At 55.0% G+C, this 24,067-nt stretch carries 13 protein-coding genes; all 13 read left to right on the plus strand.

All coding sequences use genetic code 11. The features are described 5' to 3' along the window. Positions 1-178: 178 nt before the first annotated feature. The 13 genes from MLD04_RS15020 to MLD04_RS15080 all read left to right on the plus strand — a co-directional run bounded on the left by MLD04_RS15020 (position 179) and on the right by MLD04_RS15080 (position 23,891). Entirely contained in the window at positions 179-1,486 is a 1,308-nt protein-coding gene (locus MLD04_RS15020; protein ID WP_008937453.1) for an AAA family ATPase, read from the plus strand. Between the two features lie 179 nt (positions 1,487-1,665). Next, entirely contained in the window at positions 1,666-3,204 is a 1,539-nt protein-coding gene (locus MLD04_RS15025) for a fatty acyl-CoA reductase (protein WP_248160178.1), read from the plus strand. A gap of 285 nt (positions 3,205-3,489) precedes the next feature. Continuing rightward, a complete protein-coding gene (acs, locus tag MLD04_RS15030; RefSeq protein WP_248160180.1) occupies positions 3,490-5,439 on the plus strand; it encodes an acetate--CoA ligase in 1,950 nt (649 codons plus the stop codon). Positions 5,440-5,479: 40 nt separating this feature from the next. Then, positions 5,480-6,145, plus strand: a complete 666-nt coding sequence (locus tag MLD04_RS15035) for a response regulator transcription factor (RefSeq protein ID WP_008937456.1) — start codon at positions 5,480-5,482, stop codon at positions 6,143-6,145. Between the two features lie 176 nt (positions 6,146-6,321). Next, complete coding sequence (locus MLD04_RS15040) at positions 6,322-9,162, plus strand: SNF2-related protein (protein WP_248160182.1); 2,841 nt, start codon at positions 6,322-6,324, stop codon at positions 9,160-9,162. An 18-nt stretch (positions 9,163-9,180) separates the two neighbouring features. Further along, on the plus strand, positions 9,181-10,431 hold the full coding sequence (locus tag MLD04_RS15045; RefSeq protein WP_248160183.1) for an ATP-binding protein: 1,251 nt from the start codon (positions 9,181-9,183) through the stop codon (positions 10,429-10,431). Further along, positions 10,428-11,840 carry a DUF6880 family protein gene (locus MLD04_RS15050; protein ID WP_248160185.1) on the plus strand — a complete coding sequence of 471 codons (1,413 nt, stop codon included), beginning with the start codon at positions 10,428-10,430 and terminating at the stop codon, positions 11,838-11,840. The genes MLD04_RS15045 and MLD04_RS15050 overlap by 4 nt, the downstream gene beginning before the upstream one ends. Positions 11,841-11,900: 60 nt before the next feature. After that, complete coding sequence (locus MLD04_RS15055) at positions 11,901-14,003, plus strand: site-specific DNA-methyltransferase (protein WP_248160187.1); 2,103 nt, start codon at positions 11,901-11,903, stop codon at positions 14,001-14,003. A gap of 11 nt (positions 14,004-14,014) precedes the next feature. Beyond that, positions 14,015-16,978: a restriction endonuclease gene (locus MLD04_RS15060; protein ID WP_248160189.1), complete on the plus strand. Its 2,964-nt coding sequence runs from the start codon at positions 14,015-14,017 to the stop codon at positions 16,976-16,978. A gap of 16 nt (positions 16,979-16,994) precedes the next feature. Beyond that, entirely contained in the window at positions 16,995-18,455 is a 1,461-nt protein-coding gene (locus tag MLD04_RS15065) for a DUF3375 domain-containing protein (RefSeq protein WP_248160190.1), read from the plus strand. A gap of 8 nt (positions 18,456-18,463) precedes the next feature. Beyond that, positions 18,464-19,294: a DUF4194 domain-containing protein gene (locus MLD04_RS15070; protein WP_248160192.1), complete on the plus strand. Its 831-nt coding sequence runs from the start codon at positions 18,464-18,466 to the stop codon at positions 19,292-19,294. 3 nt (positions 19,295-19,297) lie between these two features. Then, entirely contained in the window at positions 19,298-22,675 is a 3,378-nt protein-coding gene (locus tag MLD04_RS15075; RefSeq protein ID WP_248160195.1) for an ATP-binding protein, read from the plus strand. Then, positions 22,668-23,891, plus strand: a complete 1,224-nt coding sequence (locus MLD04_RS15080) for a Wadjet anti-phage system protein JetD domain-containing protein (RefSeq protein ID WP_248160197.1) — start codon at positions 22,668-22,670, stop codon at positions 23,889-23,891. Before MLD04_RS15075 ends, MLD04_RS15080 begins: the two co-directional genes overlap by 8 nt. The last annotated feature ends 176 nt before the right edge of the window (positions 23,892-24,067 follow it).

Here is a 24,067-nt window from a genome sequence, read left to right on the forward strand (position 1 = left end):
GTCGAATCCTGACGCTTTGTTCATTCTTATAGTCCAATGGAGCTTAGACAATAATCGCAGATTATTAAACGGTTATTGATGCTTTTTTAAGCAGTGTATTATCTGTTCTGTGATATGTGTAGAATTTTTACAGGTTAAGCTTATATGCTTCGTTTATCCAGGGATGTGACCTGCTCAGATGACACTCGGTAAGCACAATTCGCACCAGACCCGCACCATCGTGATCACCGGTGGCAAAGGCGGAGTCGGCAAAACATCGGTGGCTTTGAATCTTGCGCTGACACTGGCGCGTCAGGGTAAACGTGTTTTGTTACTGGATGGCGACACCGATCTGGCCAACGTCAGTATCATGATCGGCCTGTACCCGAGGCAAACGCTCGCGAATGTGATCACCGGTGAATGTCGCCTGGAAGACACCCTGCTGGAAGCGGATCACGGTCTGCATATTGTGCCGGGCGCGTCCGGGGTCCAGGAGTGCCTGGATATGACCCCCCAGGACAGCATGCGTCTGCTTCGTGGGCTGGGGCAGCTCGAAAAGCGTTACGATTATGTCATAACAGACACTCCGGCAGGGTTGCAGGCAGCGTCGTTACATATGATTGCGGCCGCAGAACTGGCCTGCGTGGTGGTGACGCCGGATCCGGCGTCACTCACCGATGCGTTTTCTCTGATCAAGGTGCTCAAGAGGCGCGGCTACCGGCGGCGACCAAGCATCCTGGTGAATATGGCCCAGGGGGCAAGCCAGGCCCGATCGGTATTCCAGCGTCTGGATTCTGCGGCCCAGAGACACCTCGGGGACGGGCTTCATTATCTCGGAGCGGTCTGGCGCGATGAAACGCTCAGGCAGTCCGTACTCAACCAGCATCCGGTTGCATTGCTTCCGGCCTCCGATCCCTCGTGCCGACAATTCCATACCCTCGTGGACATGCTCGATGTGAGGCTGGCCCAGTTGCCGCCCAGAAAGGCCGGCCTGGCCGCCTACTGGCATTCGGTCAGTCGGCGCCAGAGCGCCGGGAAAACGGGTGAAAAAGCGGCTGAGGCCCCTTCGGCGGCGCCGGTGCCTGCCCGCGATCGGTGTCAAAAGGCGATTACTGAACTCGAATCGGCGTTGAACGAATCAGCCGGCGATCCGATGCTTCGTTATGACGCATTCAACCGCCTGTTTGCACTGCTGGGGCGCACGCTCGACGCCGATGCCATCGAAATCATCCAGACCGGTCTGGCGGCGATGCCCTGGGAAACACTTGAGCCTGAGCGGCGTCTTCAGCTGGCTGAGCATTTGCGACATCTTGCCGAGCAGGTGGTACCGCGGGCCGATCGCAGCCTGCGTCCGGTAGACAGCGTGGCTAATGATGAGCCGGTTTACGATCGGGTCAGTTTTGGCGAGCAGGACCGTCTGGTGAGAGTCCTGAAAGAGCAGCCTGCTGACATTTCCCTGGATCAGCTGCTGCGCTCGCTCTCCCTCAAGGATCGGAACGGCTCCTGAGAGTCGAAGGGTTAATTTTCTGTATTTGCAGTTTTGTATCGTAATTTTGCAGTGTGTCACCACTCTGTCACGAGAATTGTGCAAGTATTGAGCACATCCAAGTTCATCGTGGCCCGCAATATGCAATGTCTCTGGTGACACCCGGATGCCCCCGGTTCTGACAGAGAAGGAGTTCTCCCATGGCAACATCGCAAGATACCCCCGCCGCACCAGCTTCTCAGGTGCTTGAAACACTTCGCGGCAAACAGGTCCTGGTGACCGGGACGACCGGCTTCCTTGGCAAAGTTGTGCTTGAGAAGCTGATGCGCGCAGTGCCGGACATTGGCGGTATTCATCTGCTGATACGCGGGAACAAGCGGCATCCGGACGCCCGCACGCGTTTCATGAACGAAATCGTAACCTCATCCGTGTTCGAGCGTATGCGGGAGGAGGACCTCGAGGGTTTCGAAGCGTTTGTTGAGGAGAAAGTGCATTGTGTCACCGGTGAAGTGACCGAGCCGGCATTCGGTCTGACCGAAAAGGCATTTGGCGCCCTGGCGGGTCAGCTCGATGCTGTCGTTAACTCAGCGGCGAGTGTCAACTTCCGGGAAGAGCTGGACAAGGCCCTGGCCATTAACACCCTGTGTCTCGATAACATCGCTGAGCTGGCGCGTCAGAATGACCGGTTGGCGGTTGTCCAGGTCTCCACCTGCTATGTAAACGGGATGAACTCCGGCCAGGTATCGGAATCGATCATCAAGCCGGCCGGTGAATCGATACCTCGGAATGCGGAAGGCTTTTACGAAACCTCGGACCTGATCCGATTGTTGCAGGACAAGATTGCCGATGTTCGGGCCCGATACTCCGGCAAGGTTCTGGAGAAAAAGCTGGTAGAGCTCGGTATTCGGGAGGCCAACCGCTATGGGTGGAGCGATACCTACACGTTCACCAAGTGGTTGGGCGAGCAGCTTCTGATGGAGGCCTTGAGCGGTCGTGCACTGACGATTCTGCGTCCTTCCATCATTGAAAGCGCCCTTGAGGAGCCGGCGCCCGGCTGGATCGAGGGCGTAAAGGTGGCGGATGCCATCATTCTCGCCTATGCGCGCGAGAAAGTGACCATCTTCCCGGGCAAGCGCTCGGGAATCATCGATGTCATTCCTGTCGATCTGGTTGCCAACTCGATCATTCTGTCGGTTTCTGAAGCGCTCCGTGAGGCGCCGGCACACCGGATCTATCAATGCTGCAGCGGGAGTTCCAACCCTGTCTCGCTCGGGGAGTTCATTGATCATCTGCTGGCCGAGGCGAAAGCCAATTACGCCAGCTATGATCAGCTGTTCTACCGTCAGCCGAGCAAACCGTTCGTGGCCGTCAACCGGAAGCTCTTTGATGCGTTGGTAAGTGGTGTCCGGATTCCCCTGAGTGTCACTGATCGTGTGCTTAAAATGCTCGGGCACAGCCGGGAACTGAAGATGCTCAGAAATCTCGACACCACCCGGTCACTGGCAACCATCTTCGGCTTTTACACGGCGCCGGACTACATTTTCCGGAACGATGGGCTTATGGCTCTTTCTGCCCGCATGGGTGAACTGGATCAGATGCTTTTCCCGGTGGACGCCCGGCAGGTTGACTGGTCTACCTACCTGCGCAAGATCCACCTTGCGGGTCTGAACCGGTACGCTCTGAAGGAGCGAAAACTCCATAGCCTCCGTGGTCGTCGGGCGCAGAAAAAAGCCGCCTGAATCCTTCCGGGCTGGCCCTTGTGGCCAGCCCCTTCCTCCTTGCGAATCCCCGTGTCCAAACTATGCTTGTTTAAGCGTTAGTTGTCTGATTTTTACGTCTGTTTCTTGCAGTTTGTCGTCTGTTTGCGGTCAAAAGTGCTGGCACATTAGGACGTTAGTCTAATTCAATGAGTGGTGACACACGTGTTGAACTACCACTATCCGTCGTCAGGGCCGGAGAGGCCCGATCGCTCTGTTTCCAAATACCGACAATGACAACAGACTCTAACTGAAAAGGGGAGCACAATGACGCATAAGCAGGTATATCCGGTAGCACCGGACGTCGCCAAACGGGCACTGGTCACTCGGGAACAATACGAGGAAATGTACCGGCAATCCGTGGATGACCCGGATACCTTCTGGGGTGAGCACGGCAAGCGGATTGACTGGATCAAGCCGTTCACCAAGGTCAAGAACACGACGTACGACTACAACAATCTTTCCATCAAGTGGTTCGAAGATGGTGTGCTGAACGCTTCAGCCAACTGTCTTGATCGTCACCTGAAGGATCGCGGTGACCAGACCGCAATCATCTTCGAAGGTGACGAGCCCTCGGAATCCCGGACTGTCACCTATCGCGAGCTCTACGAAGAAACCTGTAAGTTCGCCAACGTCCTGAAGGGATTGGGTGTCAAAAAGGGTGATGTCGTCACCATCTACATGCCGATGATCGTTGAGACCGCCGTTGCCATGCTGGCGTGTGCGCGGATCGGCGCGATCCATTCGGTTGTGTTCGGTGGCTTTTCTCCGGAAGCGCTGGCCGCGAGGATCGTCAACGGCAAATCACGTTATGTGGTTACGGCGGATGAGGGTGTTCGTGGTGGTCGCACCATTCCCCTCAAGAAGAACGTGGATTCAGCGCTCAAGCACGAAGACTCCGCCAACGTCGACAAGGTTGTGGTGGTTACCCGCACAGGTAATGACCAGGTACCCTGGAACGACGGCCGGGACGAGCGTTACGAAGATCTGATGAAGTCTGCCTCTGCCGAGTGCGAACCCGAGCCGATGAACGCGGAAGATCCGCTGTTCATGCTGTACACCTCCGGCTCTACCGGTACTCCCAAAGGTGTGCTTCACACCACCGGTGGGTATATGGTCTATACCTCGATGACCCACCAGTACGTGTTTGATTATCATGATGGCGATGTCTACTGGTGTACCGCCGACTTCGGCTGGGTAACGGGCCACAGCTACATCCTTTACGGTCCGCTGGCCAATGGTGCGGTCACGCTGCTGTTCGAAGGTGTGCCCAACTATCCGGACAGCTCCCGCATGGGACAGGTTGTCGATAAGCATAACGTGAACATTCTGTATACTGCGCCGACCGCCATCCGCGCCCTGATGGCTCAGGGTGACCACGTTATGGACGGCACTACCCGTGAGAGCCTGCGGGTTCTTGGCTCCGTGGGTGAGCCCATCAACCCGGAAGCATGGGAGTGGTACCACCGGGTGATCGGCAACAGCAAGTGTCCCATTGTGGACACCTGGTGGCAGACCGAGACCGGTGGCATCCTGATTTCTCCGTTGCCCGGTGCGGTGGACTTGAAGCCGGGTTCGGCCACTCTGCCGTTCTTCGGTGTCCAGCCGGCGCTGGTGGATAACGATGGCAACATCCTGGAAGGCAAGACCGAGGGTAACCTGGTTATCCTGGACAGCTGGCCTGGCCAGATGCGCACCATCTACGGCGACCATGAGCGTTTCGCGCAGACCTACTTCAGCACTTACAAGGGCATGTACTTTACCGGCGACGGGGCCCGTCGGGACGAGGACGGCTATTACTGGATTACCGGCCGGGTCGACGACGTACTGAACGTGTCCGGCCACCGTCTGGGTACGGCCGAGGTCGAGAGTGCCCTGGTCGCGCACGACAAGGTGGCTGAAGCCGCGGTTGTGGGTTATCCGCACGATATCAAGGGGCAGGGCATCTATGTCTATGTCACCCTGGTACAGGGCGAGGAGCCCAGTGATGAGCTCAAGAAAGAGTTGGTTCAGTGGGTCCGTAAGGAGATTGGCCCGATTGCCTCGCCGGACGTGATCCAGTGGGCGCCTGGACTGCCGAAGACCCGTTCTGGCAAGATTATGCGCCGGATTTTGCGTAAGATTGCTGCCAACGAGCACGATCAGCTGGGAGATACGTCCACTCTGGCTGATCCGGGAGTTGTCGATGAGCTGATCAGCAGTCGGGTGTTCAAGTAACGCCGGCTGGTCAGCCAGTAACCTGTGAGGAATCTGTTGAATGACACAAACAATTATCGTCGCTGATGATCACCCGCTGTTTCGTGCAGCATTGAAGCAGGCGGTCAGTCAGGCGGTGCCGGATGCTGAAACGGTCGAAGTTGACAGCATCAAATCACTGCAAGCGGCGGTGGAGTCCCATCCGGATGCAGATCTGGTTCTCCTGGATCTCAATATGCCGGGTGCCCACGGCTTCTCCGGGCTCGTGTTCATGCGCGGGCAATATCCCGGGCTGCCCGTTGTGGTTGTGTCAGGTTCCGAGGAATTGCAGGTGATGCGTCGCTCGATCGACTACGGCGCATCCGGCTTTATTCCCAAGTCGGCGCCACTGCCCACCATTACCGAGGCTATTCAGGCAGTCCTGGAAGGGGATGTCTGGCTGCCGGATGGGGTGGCTGAGAAGATCGAGCGAATGCAATCCGAAGCGACGGATTTCTCTGAACGGCTGGCGTCCCTGACGCCGCAGCAGTTCCGGGTGCTCGGCATGCTGGCCGAGGGGCTTCTGAACAAACAGATCGCCTATGATCTGGACGTGTCGGAAGCAACCATCAAGGCGCACATCACAGCCGTGTTCCGAAAGCTTGGAGTTCGCAATCGGACCCAGGCGGTGATTGCGATTCAGCAGATGGAGATTGACCCGTCGGATCAGTCGTTGTCTGGTAGCTGATTGAAGTTGGGGTCAGATGAAAATTTCATCTGACCCCGGGTTTGATCTGAAAACGGGAGCCTGAGGGCTCCCGTTTTTGTTCGGGAATCTGCGGCTTATTGATTACAGGGTGATAAACCTTGAGAGTAAGTAGGGTGGGAACTATATTGGCGTTCTGTTTATAAGGAAAACCGGAGATGTTCACCCCTCACCAAAGCACCTACTTTGCTCACTGGTTGACCCAATCCGGCAAAATCGAGAACCAGGTCTCCCGGGCCATGGCTTCTGCCCGTGTGGATATGAACCCGCACCAAATCGACGCTGCCTGTTTTGCCCTGAAATCGCCTCTGGAGCAGGGTGTGCTCCTGGCTGACGAAGTGGGTCTCGGTAAGACCATTGAAGCCAGTTTGGTGATGGCGCAGAAGTGGGCAGAAAACAAACGAAACATTCTCCTCGTCGTGCCAGCCTCATTACGGAAGCAGTGGAGCCAGGAACTCAGAGACAAGTTTGAACTGCCGTCAATCATCATTGATGGCAAAGTCGCCACAAGCCTCAAAAAAGAGGGACAGACAAATCCCTTCGATCAGGACGAACAGATTGTTATCTGTTCGTATGAGTACGCGGCTCGCCAGCGGGATTATGTGCGATTGGTTAGCTGGAATCTTGTTGTCTTCGACGAAGCCCACAAATTACGGAACCTCTATCAGACCAACAGCAGCAAACGGGCAAAAGCGCTCGTCGAGGCCACGGAACTCGCTGACAGCCGCGTGCTGTTATCCGCGACACCGATTCAGAACAACCTGATGGAACTGTATGGCCTGAGCCAGGCTATTGATCCCCATTTCTTTGGTGATGAAAAATCCTTTCGCGCTCTATACGTGAACCGACAAAGGGATCAGAAGTCGCTGGAGGATCTGAAACGCCGGATTCGTCCTCTATGCCACAGGACTCTGCGGCGACAGGTGCAAGAAGAAGGCGGTATCAACTTTACCAACCGCTACTCCATCACCCAGGACTTCACGCCGTTGCCTGAAGAATGGGAGCTGTACCGGAGGCTCTCTCATTACCTCCAACGCCCGGATAATGAGGCGATCAACCCGCGTGCTCGCCATTTGGTGAGTATGGGCTTACGTAAAATTCTGGCGTCTTCTTCCTTTGCCGTTGCCGATACCCTTAAAGGTATGATCGATCGTCTTGAACAACAACAGCGGCTTGATGAGGAGAGTCTTTCTGATATTGAGGAAATTGACGATTGGGCAGAGTCCGAAAACGAAGACGGTAATGGCGAGGGTGGCAACGTCGAGTCTCCTGCATCGTCTAGCAAGCTGAGCCAGGAAATCGCCCAACTTGCTGAGTTTCGGGACCTCGCCCAGAGCATCACCAGCAACGCCAAGGGGCTGGCTCTGCTAACGGTGCTGGAAAAAGCCCTCACCATGACGGAACGCCTTGGCGGACAACGTAAAGCGGTGGTTTTTACCGAGTCGTGCAGAACCCAGCAATACCTTCACGATCTTTTGGAAAGTCGTGGCTATGCTGGGCGAACCGTATTGCTGAATGGCTCCAACAACGACGCTCGCTCCAAAGCCATCTACCGGGCGTGGCTGGAAGAGCACAGGGGTTCTGCTCGAATAAGCGGTTCGAAACCCGCCGATATGAAAGCCGCGTTGGTGGACCGGTTCCGCAGTGACAAAGCCGACATTCTGATTTCCACAGAGGCCGGAGGCGAAGGTATCAACCTGCAGTTCTGCTCCGTGCTGATCAACTATGACCTGCCCTGGAACCCTCAGAAGGTAGAGCAGCGCATCGGTAGGGTCCATCGTTATGGGCAGAAGAACGATGTGGTGGTGGTCAATTTTGTAAACCGCAAGAATCCGGCTGATCGCAGGGTGTTCCAGCTTCTGGACGAGAAGCTGAAGCTGTTTGAAGGCGTGTTTGGTGCCTCGGATGAAGTGCTCGGTGCGATCGAAGGTAGCATCGATATCGAGCGTCGTATTTACGAAATCTACCAGAAGTGCCGAACCGATCAGGAAATCGAGTACGAGTTCGATCAACTGCAGACATCACTCGAGGAGACCCTTTCCGCAAGGGAGACAGCGGCCCGGGAAGCATTGCTGAACAATTTCGACCGGGATGTAGTGTCAGCCCTTAAGACTCGCCGCGATCAAAGCAACGATTTCCTGCAGGAATTCGAGCAGGTCCTTCTGGATCTTGCTCGAGCCGAACTGCCAGAGGCAAAGTTCAACGCCAATCATTTCTACCTTGATGGCCAGCGATATGATTTGAGTTGGCCTCTTGCAGAACAGAATGACTCCGAATTTTTCCGTTTACAGGCCACCGAGCATTATCTGGCTTGGGACCTGGTGCGCAGGGCCAAGGCCCGTGATCCGGAGCCCGCGCATTTAGTGTTCCATTATGATCAGCTTCACGGTCAGTATGCTGCTCTCAAAGAATACATCGGTAAGTCGGGCGTTCTCATCGCGTTTGAAATACGGTTCACCTACAACAAGGGAAGAACACGGAACACCCGCCTGGTGGTGCTGGCCCAAACGGATGACGGCCAGAAACTGACTTTGGAGAATGCCGATCATATGATGTGCGTGCCGGCCACCAGCGAACCCCTGACAGATGCCATTCCGGCGGAACTCTTCAAAAGCTGGCAATCGCAGGTGGTAGAAGAAACCGAAGCCGAAACCGAAGCAGAACTGGATCAGTACCTGGAACAGGAATCCGAAAAGCTTGAACGTTGGGCGCAGGATCGCCGCAAAGCGCTTATGGCCACTGTTGAGGAGCTGGACGAACAGATCCGCGCCTATAAAAAAGAAGCGCGACAACTGGCTTCCACGGCGGAAAAGATTCAGGCGAAGAAGGAACTTCGCAAACTGGAGCGCAAGCGGGACGACGCTTTGGCAGAATACCATCACTCCAAAAAAGCCATTGAGCAAGAGGAAGACCGCCTGTTGGATGAAGTGAGCGAAAAGCTGGAACTGACGTTCGAGATCAAAGAGCTGTTTACCGCCCGCTGGACACTCACCCACTAATACAGGCCAGAGAACATCATGGACAGAGAAAAACTGGTTAAAGATCTGCTGTACCAGATTCGCCTGGGGGAAGACTCCGGCTATGAGTTCAAACGTGTTGAAATCCGGGGCACCAAGATCAAAGGCCCGGACCAGAAAGACCTGGCGGACGAAATGGCCGCTTTCGCCAACCAGAAAGGCGGCTATCTGATTTTGGGTGTCGATGACAAAACCCGGGAAATCACCGGTATCCCCGCTGACATGCTCGAGGCGGTACAACAAAGGGTAAAGGACGCCGCCACCGACAATGTAGAACCGCCGTTGCCCATCGCCACCCGACTGCTTGAGCTGCCCGACGAACACGGCGACATGAAAAACGTACTGCACGTGGATATCGAGAAAAGCCTGTTCGTTCACAGTAGCAACGGCCGCTATTTCCACCGTGTAGCCGAGTCCAAACATCCCATGAAACAGGAATATCTGGCACGGCTGATGATGCAACGCAGCCAGTCCCGGCTGATCTGGCTGGACGAACGCCCCGTGCCCGGTACCCGTTACGAAGACTTGGACCCGAGCCTGTACCGCAAATTCCTGCGCGAGGAAAGCCAGCCGGAACGAACCCAGCTGCGCAAACTCCGTATGCTGGTAGATGATGATGAGGGTAACGAAAAACTGAGTGTTTCCGGCGTTCTGTTAGGCACACCAAGCCCGGTCAACTGGCTCCCCAACGCTTACATCCAGGCCGTCTGTTACGCAGGCGAGGACCGCGATGCGGACCAACAAGTTGACGCCATGGATCTCACCGGGCCTCTGGACCAGCAGATCAGCGGCGCCCTGGCCTTCGTTGAGAAAAACCAGCGGGTGGCCGCTCGCAAGCTGCTGGGCCGGGAGGACATCCCCCAGTACAGCCTGACCGCGATCTTTGAAGCACTGGTCAACGCGGTCGCTCACCGGGATTACGACATCTATGGTGCCCACATCCGCTTACACATGTTTGCGGGCCGGCTGGTGCTGTGTTCCCCGGGGGCTCTGGTCAACACCATGGAAGTGGACGAACTCATGGCTCGGCAGGCCTCCCGCAACCAACTCATCACCAGCCTGCTGGCTCGCTGCCCCTATGAACACCCCACCATTAACCGCTCCCGGATGATGGACAAGCGGGGAGAAGGCGTGCCGGTTATTCTCAACGAATCCGAAAAGCTTTCTGGCAAACGGCCGGAATACAGGATGGTCGGGGAGGAGCTTCAGCTTACGATTTATGCAGCGAAGAAGGGGCCATACCGCCCATGACGCTGGGAGATCGAGCCGCCAGACTGTCAAAGTCAGACCTGATCCGGCTACTCAGCGCCATATACGGGGTGGAGACCCATGTCGATGACATCATTGACCGGTATCTGGCCGCCGGTGAGGGGCCCGGCAGCGAGGCCACCGCACTGGCGGAAACACTGTCAGCCCAGTTGCAACAGATTGCTGACGAAGACGAATTTTATGGCTACCGGGGCAGCTATGATTTCAGCGAGCGTCTGTCTTCAATATTGTCTGCCATCGACAATTTGTTACGCCCGCAAGATCCGCAGGCTGCACTGAAGCTGACCGAGACCTTTCTTGATCTGGCGGATGAAGCGTTCCAGCGCGTGGACGATTCCGACGGCTACGTGGGTGGTATTTTCAGGGACGCCACCAGGCAGTGGCTGGCCATCGCGGTCGAGTTGCGCCACCAACAACCGAATGCTGAAAACTGGCCGCAAAAAGTACGGACGTTTTTTGATAACAATGATTACGGCGTTCTCGATGACATTATCACCAACAGCACTCCGTTACTGACCGAACAGGAGCTTCGCGGATTGGCTGCTCACTTTGAGGGGAATGCGAAGGCCGCGTTGGCATCACCCAAAGAACCGGGCCGCTATAATTTCGAAGCGGCCCATGCCTGTATCGGCATCAAATCCGTGGCTGAAGCTTTGCAAGACATGGCCTTGTATGAGCAGGCAACATTGCTCACCAGCCCGCAGCCGAATACCCTGCAACTGGCCAGCATCGTCGAGTTTGCGCTGGCCATCGGCGATTTGGGCCGGGCAGGGTACTGGCTGGAGCAGCCCCAGTGGCAAGGCGACCAGAGCCGTTATCGGGCCCTGCGCCACCTTTGGCTCAAGCGCAAAGGCGACACCGAGCTGCTAAAAAGCGAGCTTTGGGACGATTTCACCCAGCGCCCTCATCGATACACCTTGGAGCCGCTGTGGCTGATGGCCAGCGATTCGGAGAAACTCCAACTCCAGCAGCAGGTCGAGAACCTCTCAAGCGATGACGTGGACTCCGAAGAGCGGGTCGCCATGTTGTTGCTGGTGGGTAGCCTGGAACGGGCGGAAGCTGCCTTGCTGGAACAACCGGATCATTTTGCCTCGGTGCATTACGGCACCCTGCTGAACTGGGTAAGGATGTTTGCTGAAGAGCACCTGCCTCTGGCGCAAGTCGTGTGCTACCGTGCGCTGCTGAGCGACCTGCTGGAGCGCGGTTACACCCGTGCATATCGCCACGGAGCCGGCTATTTCCATAAATTATTGGCGCTGGACAAGGCGATTGACGATTACCTCGGGCTGGCGGATGCCCTGGCCTTTATCCGCAGCCTGCAAGCCCGGCACTGGCGCAAGCGCTCCTTCTGGGAGTTGGCGGATTATCCCAACAAACCGCCGAAAGACTGATACCAGCGTTGCCACCGTAAGCACGCCAATTTTCGCAATGATCAAGGACACCGCAGTACCATGACCAACCCAGATACGCCTTCCACCGACACCCAGATGAACGGCAAGTCCCTGGACATTGCCGAGCAGCGTCGCAAGGAGCTCGAGCAACTGTTCCCGGGCATCTTCACCGAAACCCGCAACGACCAGGGGGAGCTGAAGGTGACCATTGATCTGGAGCGCCTGAAAGCGGAACTGGGTGAGTTCACCGACCTCTTCGACAGTCGCCGGGAACGTTACGGCATGGACTGGCCCGGCAAGCGGGACTGCCTGCGGCTGATCCAGCAGCCCTCCACCGCCACCCTCAAACCCTGCCGGGAGGAGTCGGTGGAGTTCGACACCACCGAAAACCTGTTTATCGAGGGCGACAACCTGGAAGTGCTCAAGCTGCTGCAGAAGAGCTACTACGGCAAGGTCAAGATGATCTACATCGACCCGCCCTACAACACCGGCAAGGAATTCATCTACCCGGACAACTTCAGCGAAAGCCTGGACACCTACCTGCAATACGCCGGCCTGAAAGACAGCGAAGGCCGCACCTTTTCCACCAACACCGCCAACGAAGGCCGCTTTCACACCAAGTGGCTGAACATGATGTACCCCCGCCTGTATCTGGCCCGCAACCTGCTGCGGGAGGATGGGGTGATCTTTATTTCCATCGACGACAATGAGGTGGAAAACCTGCGGCGGATGTGTGATGAGATTTTTGGGGAGGAGAATCGAATAGCGTGTCTTGTTTGGGAGAAGGGAAGAAAAAATGACGCGAAATTGTTCTCTACAGGTCATGAATACATGCTCGTTTACGCAAAGAGCGCTAGCGTTCTCAAAGAACAAAACATTATCTGGCGAGAAGAAAAGCCCGGAGCAAAGGAAATTTGGGAGCAATATTTGTTATTGCGGGAGCAGCATGGTGGAAATGATGCGGCTATCGAAAGCGACTTGCAGGCTTGGTTTGCCGAATTACCTAAGTCTCATCCTTCAAAAAAATGGAGTCGGTATAAGCGAATAGACAAAAACGGGCCCTGGCGGGACAGGGATATATCCTGGCCGGGTGGTGGAGGGCCTGAGTACGATGTTATCCATCCGGTGACTAAGAAGCCTTGTGTAGTCCCAGAAGCTGGCTGGAGATTCGCTAATCCTGATGAAATGAAACGGCAAATTGAAGCAGGGCTCGTTGAGTTTCGAGAAGACCATACGAAACCCCCGTTTCGTAAAACCCACCTCAAGCCAATTGCGGAAGAGCTAGATGATAACTCTGAAGATTCTGACGATGATGATGGGCTGGCAACACAAGTACGAGGCAGCTGTATCTACAAACAGAGTCAAGTGGCTGTCAAATACTTAAAAGGGCTAATGGGGGCAAAGCTATTCAACAATCCCAAAGACCATGTTGAAATCAAGCGCCTCATTGAGTATGTGTGCGGTGATGAAGGCATAATTCTGGACTTTTTCTCTGGATCTGGCACAACGGGGGAATCCGTAGCTGAGCTTGCAATGAGGGATTGCTTAGATCTCAAGTATATCTTAGTTCAGTTGCCTGAACCGAACTCTGAAAAGGAGAAAACCGGAAAGGCCGCGCTTAAAGCTGGATACGCTACGATTTCGGATATATCCAAGGATAGGTTACGCAAAGTTTACTCTGGACTTGAAGCTACAGGTGAATACCGAGAGCAAAATGAATACAAATGGGGCTTCAAAGTCCTAAAACTCAACCAAAGCAACTTCAAACTCTGGCAAGCCCCGGCCAAAGACATTTCCGACGAAGAACTCCTCCAGCAAATGGAGCTCAATGTTGACCACATTGATCCCAACGCCAGCCAGGAAGACCTGCTCTATGAGCTGCTGATCAAGGCCGGCGTGATGCCCACTGAGAGAGTGGAGCAAATTGAGCTCGCGGGCCACACCGTATTTTCTGTAGCTGAGGGTATTCTTCTGGTGCATCTGGGGGATGATATTGATCAAGCACTTATCGATGCCGTGCTAAATCATGCCCCCGGCCAGTTTATCTGCCTGGACAAAGCCTTCCACGGCAACGACCAACTCAAGACCAATGCCGTGAAAACCTTCGAGGCCTTTAACCAGGGCAAGGAAAAAATCGACCAGATCGATTTCAAAACGGTGTAAGGGGCGTTGGCATGAAACTGAAGTTCAACCCCAACCTGGACTACCAGCAGGACGCCATCGAATCCACTCTGTCTGTGTTCGAGGGCTTGTCCACCGCTGGTGAACCCTATCGCAAGCTGGGCATCGCCAACACCCTGGCACTGGACCCGGACAAACTGCTGGATAACCTGCACCGGGTGCAGGAGCAGAATTTTATCGAGAAATCCCGGCATTTGTTCGAGGCTGGAGACGACTATCCGTTTCCCAACTTCTCGGTGGAGATGGAAACCGGTACCGGTAAAACCTACGTTTACCTGCGCAGCATTTTCGAGCTGCACAAACGGCTGGGGCTGCGCAAGTTCATCATTGTGGTGCCGTCGGTGGCCATACGGGAAGGCGTGCTGTCGTCTCTGGCCATGATGAAGGAGCATTTCCGCAGCCTGTATAACAACGCGCCTTTTGATCACTACGTCTACAGCGCCAAGGATCTGTCCAAGGTTCGCCAGTTCGCCACGGCCAACACCCTGCAGATTATGGTGATCAATATCCAGGCATTTCAACGGGATGCCGGGGATGTGGACAGCTACGACAGCCTGACGCCGGAACAGATCAAGAAGCTCTCGGTGATTCACCGGGAACAGGACCGGATGTCGGGCGTCAAACCCATCGAGTTTATCCAGGATGTGCGGCCGGCGCTGATCATCGACGAACCGCAATCCGTGGATAACACCGCCAAGGCCCGCCGGGCGGTGAACCACCTGAAGCCGCTGTTTGCCCTGCGCTATTCCGCCACTCACCGCAATCCCTACAACGTGGTGTACCAGCTTGGCCCGGTGAAGGCTTACGACATGAAGCTGGTGAAGCAGATCTCTGTGGCGTCTATCCAGTCCCAGAGCAATGTGAACCAGACCTACCTGAAGCTGAGCCAGATTGGCTACAGCGGCAAAGCCAAGACGCCCTCGGCCTCGGTGGTGCTTTTTGAGGACACGCCCAACGGCACCAAGGAAAAGACCGTCAAGCTCAAGCAAGGCACGGACCTGTCTGACCACACCAACCGCCCAGGTTATCAGGGCTATGTGGTGGATGAGATTTACGCGGAGCCCGGTGCGGAATACGTGCGCTTCGCCAATAACGTGATTCTGGAGCCGGAGCAGGAGCAAGACGGCATCCACGACGATGTGCTCAAAGAGCAGATCCGCCAGACGGTGGAAGAGCACTTCAAGAAAGAGCGGAACCTGCAGAAGCAGGGGCTGGACGTGAAGGTGCTGTCGCTGTTCTTTATCGACAAGGTGGCCAACTACCGCTATTACGACGAACACGGGCACACCCGGAATGGCAAAATTGCCCGCTGGTTCGAAGAGGCCTACGAAGAACTCGCCGCAAGCCCGCTGTTCGGCGACTTGCCCAAACGCAACGTGGCGCAGGTCCATAATGGCTATTTCGCCGAGGTCAAAAAGCGCGGCAAGGTGGTGGACCTGAAGGACACCAGCGGCACCACCGCCAGCGATGCCGAAGTCTACGAACTGATCATGAAAGACAAGGAACGGCTGCTGGACGACGCCGAACCGCTGCGCTTTATCTTCAGCCATTCAGCCCTGAAAGAAGGCTGGGACAACCCCAATGTGTTCCAGATTTGCACGTTGCGGGAATTCGGCAGCGAGAAAGAGCGCCGTCAGACCCTGGGTCGGGGGCTTCGCCTTTGTGTGGATGCCCATGGCAACCGGGTTTACGACCCACAGGTGAACCGCCTGACCGTGGTGGCCAGCGAATCCTTCGAGGACTATGCCAAAAACCTGCAAACGGAAATGGAGAAGGACATCGGCGGTGGCTTCAAGTTTGGCCGGGTACCGGCCATCGCGTTTGCGCCGCTGGCAATCAACGACACCGAAACCCTGGGCCAGGAAAAATCCCGCCATCTTTGGCAGGCCTTGAAGGCAGAGGGCTATCTGGATGCCAAGGGCGACCTCACCGCCCGATTCCAGCCGGATGATATGTACTTCCAGTTGCAGGTGCCACAGGAATACCAACCGCTGGAGAACGAGATCATCGACCGCCTGCGCAGCTTTATGTTCGCAGGCCGGGTGCAGGATGCCCGCAAGCGCACAATGGTTACCTATAACAAGCGGGTGGAGCTGAACCCGGACTTCAAGGCGCTGTGGGACAAGATCAGCCAGAAAACCCGGTATTCCATCCGGTTTGATACCCAGCAACTGATCGATCTGGCCAGCCACAAGCTCCAGAGTATGCCGGTGATCAAGCCGGTGACGCTCACCATTGACCATACCCAGGCCAAACTGACGGATGCCGGCTTTGGCAGTGACCGGCAGATCTCCACTACTAAAGAACGTTATGTCAGCTCCCACGAAGTCCTGCCTGACCTGATTGGCGCTTTACAGGAGCGGACGCAGCTGACCCGGGGCACGCTTCTGACGATCATCCGGAACTGCAAACGCCTGAGTGAATTCAAGGCCAATCCCCAAGGGTTTATTACGGAAGCAGCGCGTCAAATCGATAAAGCGCTGGATGAATTGCTGGTGGATGGTATCCGCTATGAAAAGCTGGCTGGCGACCACTACAAGATGGAGTTGTTCAATGAGCCGGAACTGGAAGCCTATCTGGACCGCTCCTACCAGGTCCAATATGGGAACCAGGGTGATCAGGTGCAGACGCCGTATGATTACATCGAGTGCGATTCCCATATCGAACGGATGACAGCTCAGGCGCTCGACGGTGCGGAGAACATCAAGTTCTTCTGCAAGTTACCCCGCTGGTTCACCATCCCCACCCCGGTAGGTGATTACAATCCGGATTGGGCGGTAGTGATGGAAGAGGATCGAAAGGTGTATCTGATTCGTGAGACCAAAACCACCCACGACAGCGACAAACGCCGGCTGGAGGAGAATCTGAAGATTCTATGTGGCGAAGCGCATTTCGAGGCGTTGGGGGATGTAGACTACAAAGTGGCAACGACGGTGGCTGAGGTGACGGCCGTTTAGTTAAAAGGAATGCCCAATGAGCTTTCAGGGATTGCAGGCAAAATACAACCGCCTTCATGGTGAAAATGCAGCATGGAAGCTGCTGCGCGCGGATAATGCCCCATACATTCTCGCCTTCATCTCGGATTTGTTTGCGGAGGAAAGTGAAGTCCCCTTCGGGCGTGCACGTATCCGTCTCGATGCAGAAATTGATCGTCTGCGCGAACTCGGTATCTGGCAAACTGAGACTGCAGCCAATACTTACCTGAACCAGTGGATTGCTTCGGGATGGTTGCGTGAGCTGGACGACAGTCTTACCAAGACAGATGCCAGCGAAACCGCCCTGCGCTTCTGCCGATCCCTTGATGAACGAACCGCAGGCACCACCGCGTCCCATCTGAGAATTGTGCAGGAAGCCGTCCGGGATCTTGCCGTCGCCATCAGCCCGAATGTTGACGAGCGCATCACGCTGCTGGAACACAAGAAAGCAGAACTTGAGCGGGAAATCACCGACCTCAGAGCGGGGATCGTTAAGGAGCTCAGTGAACAGCAGCAACGGGAACGCATCCGCGAGGTGTATCAGCTTGCCTCGGTACTGACCGGTGATTTCCGCCGCGTGGAAGACGAAATCCGGCAGTTGGACAAAGCGTTGCGGATCCAGTTGATTGAAGGGGGGGCCACCCGGGGTGAGGTGTTGCTTTCGGTTATGGAAAAGGAAGCGCTATTGTCCTCGACCGATGCGGGCAGTGCTTTCGAAGGTTTCTTCCAGTTGTTGTGCGACCAGAATCGGCAAACCGAATTGCGCGACCAGCTTAACGGTATTCTGAATCAACCCATTGCACAGCAGCTATCTCAGTCCCAGCAGCAGTTTCTCGCCCATCTGATGAGGGAATTGGGCCGTGAGAGCGATCGTGTCTTCCAGGTGCGCCGGAGAACCGAAGAAAGTCTGAGGGCATACGTCGAGAGCGGTGCGGCCAGTGAAAATCGTGCGGTTGACCAGCTTCTGTCGAGGCTGGAGAAGGTTGCGGTTGCCTTGCGGGATGGGGGCACGAATTTGAGAACGGAAACCACGTTATCCCTGCCCGTTGGACCGCTTGAACTAACCTCTCCCGAAACCATGCGCCTCCGTAGCCCGGATGAGAAGCTCGATACCCGTGGTGTGAAAGCTCGGGAAAATGCACGAGAACCCAGCAAACACATCCTCGACAGCCTTGAAACGGTGCGGGTTCGGGAAGTCGCTGAAAAAACCTTTCGAGCTCTGGCCGCGAACGGACCTATGACCATCGCGGGTCTTTTGAGACATCACCCCGTAAACGCAGGACTTGAGGAACTCGTCGCCTACGTGAGGGTGGCAAAGTCCGTCAAAGCTGCGCAATTGGAAGATATGGAACGGGTTGAGCTTGCAGACAAGAGCGGAGCACGGTTTCGCGCGACTGTGCCGACCTTTGTACTGAGCGCAGAATTGTTTCCCCCGAACCTGAATGAGCTGTTGCTGTAGGAGCTGATATGACTGATAACAACGATAATTCTGCGAGCACGAGCTTTTTTGACAAAGTGCGCGGCCAACGGGACGCACCTGCCCGTTCTGAGTATTCTCCGGACCTGGAAAACGATGCCTTTGAGGAAGTAGAGGCTATTGACGCGCTGGAAGATGACTTCGCGAATTCTTCAGAGTTGCCTCATGAAGCGAGGCGGGTGTTGGTCTATCTGATGCGGCAGGGTGCGGTCATTGGAACCCAGAAACCCGGGGTGTTTGCGACCCTGTGCAGGTATGAGTCACAGATTCGTCGCCACCTGGCTGAGGTGTATCTGCGGCTGGTTCTGGACGAGAAGGCTGGAGTTGCGTTTGTCGGCCTGAATGAGACTGAAACCGATGAGGATGATAATCCGATCGACGGCGAGTCGGTTTCACTGATTTCAAAACGCACATTGTCGCTCTATGACACACTTTTGCTTTTAGTGCTCCGTCGTCATTATCAGGAGCGGGAATCGGCCGGTGAGCAGAAGATTGCTGTAGATCTTGAACGGCTGGAGTCCTATCTGACCCCTTTTTTACCGTTGACCAATCATGCCAAAGCAGATCGTAAGAAACTCAACGGGGCGGTTCAGAAGCTTATTCAGAAAAAAATACTCGCCGCCGCGCGAGGTGCAGAGGATCGTTATGAGATTACGCCCATCATTCGTTATGTGGTGGATGCTGCATTTCTTGAGTCAATGTTAGATGAGTACCTTCGAATGGCTGAAGAGGCAAATGTTGAGATTGATGTGCCGCGCCAACCTGATCCGATATCGGATCAGCCTCAATCACGCCAGGATGATTTGCTGGGAGGGCTTTAAGGTATGACCAGCATGGAGCGGTATGGCGATACGTTTTTCCAGCAAGGGCAGATTCGCCTGGCGGAGCTGAGTGTCTTCAACTGGGGCTCTTTTGAAGGTTTGCACACGGCAAGGATCGATCCGGAAGGTACGTTGATTACAGGCGACAACGGTTCCGGTAAATCGACGTTTGTGGACGGCCTGATGGCCCTGTTACTTCCCGCTGGACGGGCGACTTTTAATGTCGCAGCAGCGCAAGGCGACCGAACGGATCGCTCTTTACTTTCTTACATGCGGGGTAGTTTCGGGGCGGCACACGAAGGCTCGGGTACCAGGGTCAAAAGCAAACGGGAAAAATCCGTTGTCACCGGATTGAGGGCACTCTATCGCGCTGATGATGGCTCGGAGATCACGCTGGCAGCATTGTTCTGGACGGCTCAGGCTTCTAATTCTCTGGGGGAAGTCCGGCGTGTTTATGTGGTCGCCAGGCGCAATCTTGAGTTAAAGGAGATGCTGGATGCGTTTGGCGAGGGAAGTGCCACCGCATTGAAGCAATGGTTGCGTAATGACCCGCTTATCACCTGCTGTGACGATCGGTTTTCGGATTACCAGGAGCTGTACCGAAAGCTCTTGTTTATGGAAAACAAGAATGCCTCGGCTCTGTTGTCACGGGCCCTCGGGCTCAAAAAGATTGATGACCTGACCAAACTAATACGCGAGTTGGTTCTGGAACCAAGCACCATCCGGGAGGATACCAAAAAAGTTGTTGAGGAGTTTGGCGATCTGGTGGCAACACACGACAGACTGGTGGATACGCGGGCACAGGTAGAGCACTTGAGTCCGTTGCCAGGTCTGTCACAAGTAATCCGGCAGGCAGAGCAGGCGTTGCAGGGGCTTCGTCTGGAAAAAGAGCACTTGGGCATCTACTTCGGAGAGGTGCTGGCGAAGCTGTGGTCGGTGCGGGTAGACGAACTTGAGGCCGAAATCAAAAGGCTTCGTGACACACATGAGGAGCTGACTCGTAACGAGCGAGACGCAGAGGCCCTGGTTGAGCGCCGTTATGGGGAATATCTGCAGCATGGCGGTGATAAGGTCGAGTCTCTTAAAAAAGACATCGGCCAGTCATCGGACAAGCTTGCCGAAGTGAGCCAGAAGGCCTCCGCCTACCAGCGGGATATGCGAGAACTTGGGCTTTCTGATTCGTTATCGGAAGAGGCCTTCTGTGACAATAAAAAGGCAGTGGCAACGCTCCTCGACACGATCGCTCAGACAACCAAAGCCAGCCAGGATCATTTTGCAGATACCAGCGCTGAGTTTGGTAAATCGCAAGAGGCGATCACGACTCTTGAATCAGACATCCGGGAAATCGAAGCACGGCCGGATTCCAATATCGATCATCCCTTTCAACGCCTCCGTGAAGAATTGGTGCAATCGCTGGGCTTGCCGGCAGACGGGTTGGTTTTCGTCGGTGAGTTAATTGATGTGCTGGAAGACGAACGTTCTTGGCAGGGTGCCATCGAGCGAGCGCTGGGCGGATTGCGGACAACGCTTTTGGTCCCGGGCGAAAGCTACTCCATGGTGACTCGCTGGCTTAACGCCCGGCATACCGGCCTTCACGTCCGGGCCCAAGTTGTGCACGACAACTCGGGTAACCGGAGACCTCCAGAGTTCAAAGAAAACGGTTTTCTGAAAAAACTGGACTGGCGCCAACACCCATACCGAGACTGGCTCAAACATCATCTGAGTAAGTTTGATCTCGCCTGCGTGGATACCACCGAGGATCTGGATGTAACGCCGTTTTCAATGACCCGCGGAGGGTTGATCCATAAGGAACAAGGGCGGTTCGAGAAGAAAGACCAGTTCAGGATTGATGATCGCCGCCGTTGGCAACTGGGTTTTTCCAATAAGAGTCGTCTGGCCATTTTACGTCATGATCGAAGTCAGTTGGAGCAGCAGGTCAAACAGCTTGATAGGGCTGTTGCTGAGGCCAGGCAGGCGATGGATGAGGTTGGCGGACGCAAAGCAGTCCTGGAACGTGTCGATGCGGTTCGCTGGGAAGAAATCGATGCGCCCTACTGGAACGGCAAACTAGAGCAGTTGAAGGCGGATCTGCAAGCGATTGAGGCTTCGCAAGCGGATTTGGCCGAGGCGAAACGCCGGTGGGAAGACGCCAAGCTGGCAAGGCAGAATATTCAGCACGAAGTGAGTGAAATAAATAATGAATTGGGAAGAGTCGACAGCCGGTTGGAGGTTTCACGAGAAGAGCTGGAGCGAGCTCGTGAAGCCGCATCTCCCGGTCTGACGGATGAGTGTCGGAGATTGCTGGATCAACGTGTGGGGCCGATCACGCTAGACCAGACTCAGCGACAGGGCGACGTTGAGAAAGAGCTGGATTCACTGGTCGATAAGGAGCATACCCGGCACAGTAACGCCGCGAACAGGGCCAACAGTATTATGGGGGCCTTTCGGGGCAAGGATCAGTGGTCGCCCGTTGTTGTCGATTGGCCGACAGGCCTGGATGCTTTGGATGACTTTCTCGAATACCTGAATCAATTGGAGACCGAGGGCCTTCCTGTTTTGGTGGATCAGTTCCGGGAACGTCTGAACAAGCATGCCACCCAGTCACTGGCAAACATCAACAACAAACTGAGTGCCGAACGTGAGGATATTCTGGAGCGTATCAGTATCATCAATGACGTTCTTCGCCGAACCGAATTTCGTGTAGGTAGTTATCTGAAGTTAGGTACACGCAAGGAAAGATATCCTCATGTTCTGGATTTTGAGCGTAAGCTTCGCAATGTTCTGGGCCAGGTAACCAGTGACGACCACGAGAGTCGGTTCAATGCGCTGTCAGATGTGGTTTCCGTCCTTGATAAGGCCAGTTCATCGGGAACGTCAGGTTCGCTGGAGAGCTTGCGCTTGCTGGACCCGCGCTACCAGATGACGTTTTTCGCGGAGGAAGTGGACGCCACTACGCTGGAAATTCGCGACGTACTCAATTCCTCCAGCGGGAAATCCGGCGGCGAAAAAGAGTCTTTTGCCGGAATGGTTGTGGCGGCAAGCCTGGCCTATGTCCTGACTCCAGATGGGTATGACCGGCCTGTTTACAGCACGGTGTTTCTTGACGAAGCATTCTCGAACACCGCTGAGTCCGTGAGCCGTCGCGTGCTGAAGGTTTTCAAGGAGCTTCATATCCATGTCAATCTGATCACTCCCTACAAGAATCTTAACCTGGCCCGAGAGTCTGCCCGTTCACTGTTAATCGCTGAACGCGATGCTGAAAATCATGAGAGCCAACTTTGCGAGCTGACCTGGGAGGAGATTGATCAAAAGCTTGCAGAGGCAAAGCGTTTGTCGATCGTGAGTGATGCGGAGTCATTGGGAATTGGTGTTGATGAGTGATCGTGGTTGGGGGCTGATGCCTGAAGAGGTCATCGAACGCCTCCGTGAGAGAGAGTGGGGCAACCGCCGAACATTAAAGGCGCGGCTTAAAGAGGAAAAGCCATTCCCGGTTAGTATTAGCCTCAAGCCGCCACGCGGAAAAGAAGCAGTTTCAGACCTGAAACGATTTCATCGTTTTGTTTCTGCATGGAGGGCTTTCCCGGAACAGAGCTGCGTTCATTGGGAAAACCGGAGTTTCCGGCAGCTCTCTTCCCAGAATATTCCTGTTCGTTTTCTGGTCAGCGACATTGAGCTTCTGGCTGGATTGCTCGGAAAGGCAGAGCGAGCAGCATTGGCTGACTGGGAAGAAAGGATCTCGCGCATTCTTGCGGAACCATTCGCGCGGGGTGACGGTGTTCAGCACGAGCTCTTTGTTGCGCTGGTAGAAAACCTGGAAGTCCTGGAGACGTTTTCCGACGATGATCTGACGCTATTCGTCCGATTGATTCCGCAACTGCGTCCCGGCCTGGGAGGTGGTACGTACCTTCGTGCGTTGCCAGTTGTTCACGTGGATACCAAGTTTATTGAGCAGAACTACCAACTTATTGAGCGCTTGACCGACGTTGTGTATTTCGGAGATGTCAGCGCTTCTGGCGGCCTTATGGAATGGCTGAATTGCAGGGAAAACCCTAAAGGCTGGCTCTTTGTTCGCCCTTTGTGTGGCGAGAGCCGGTCTGCACTCGGCGGTCTTCCGATTCTGCAGATGGATACGGATACCTTGCTGAACTTCGAGCTTCCTGCCAGAAACATTCTGGTTGTAGAGAATGTCCAATCCGGTTTGGCTTTGCCGTCTCTAGAGAACACCATCGCGGTTTTTGGCGGTGGAAAGAACGTTTCATGGCTATCTGCGTCCTGGCTTGAGTCGAAGAGGGTGGCCTATTGGGGGGATATAGATTCCGAGGGTTTCCGAATTCTGGGTGATGCGCGAAGCCGCTGTCTTACGGTTCGATCCATTATGATGGATGAGGCAACCGTTAACGCATTCAATAATCGAATGGTGGGCGAGCCAGAATCTGCGAGATTACGCCCGAGGTGCCTGGAAAGGCAAGAGGCCGTTCTCTTACAAAAGCTGAGGGAGGGGCATTTCGGAAAACGTCGTCTTGAGCAAGAGAGGCTTTCTTCCAATTACATTGCGCGTGCTTTAACCGATTGGGCCGTTGAAATTTTCCCTGGTTAGCGTTCACATTCGGTTCTTCTGTATTGCTCCCGCCCACCCGCTTTCTTTCGCTTTATTCCAGCTGGTCCCCGGTTGATTGGTGTTAGGAGTCGTGTGCCTTTTTTGAGTTCTCCCTGATCGAGGAAGAGCATGTGTACCGATAAAAAATTTTCAGATTGTTGAAAAGTAAGCTTTCT

The organism is Marinobacter koreensis (assembly GCF_023156285.1).
Taxonomy (GTDB): domain Bacteria; phylum Pseudomonadota; class Gammaproteobacteria; order Pseudomonadales; family Oleiphilaceae; genus Marinobacter; species Marinobacter koreensis.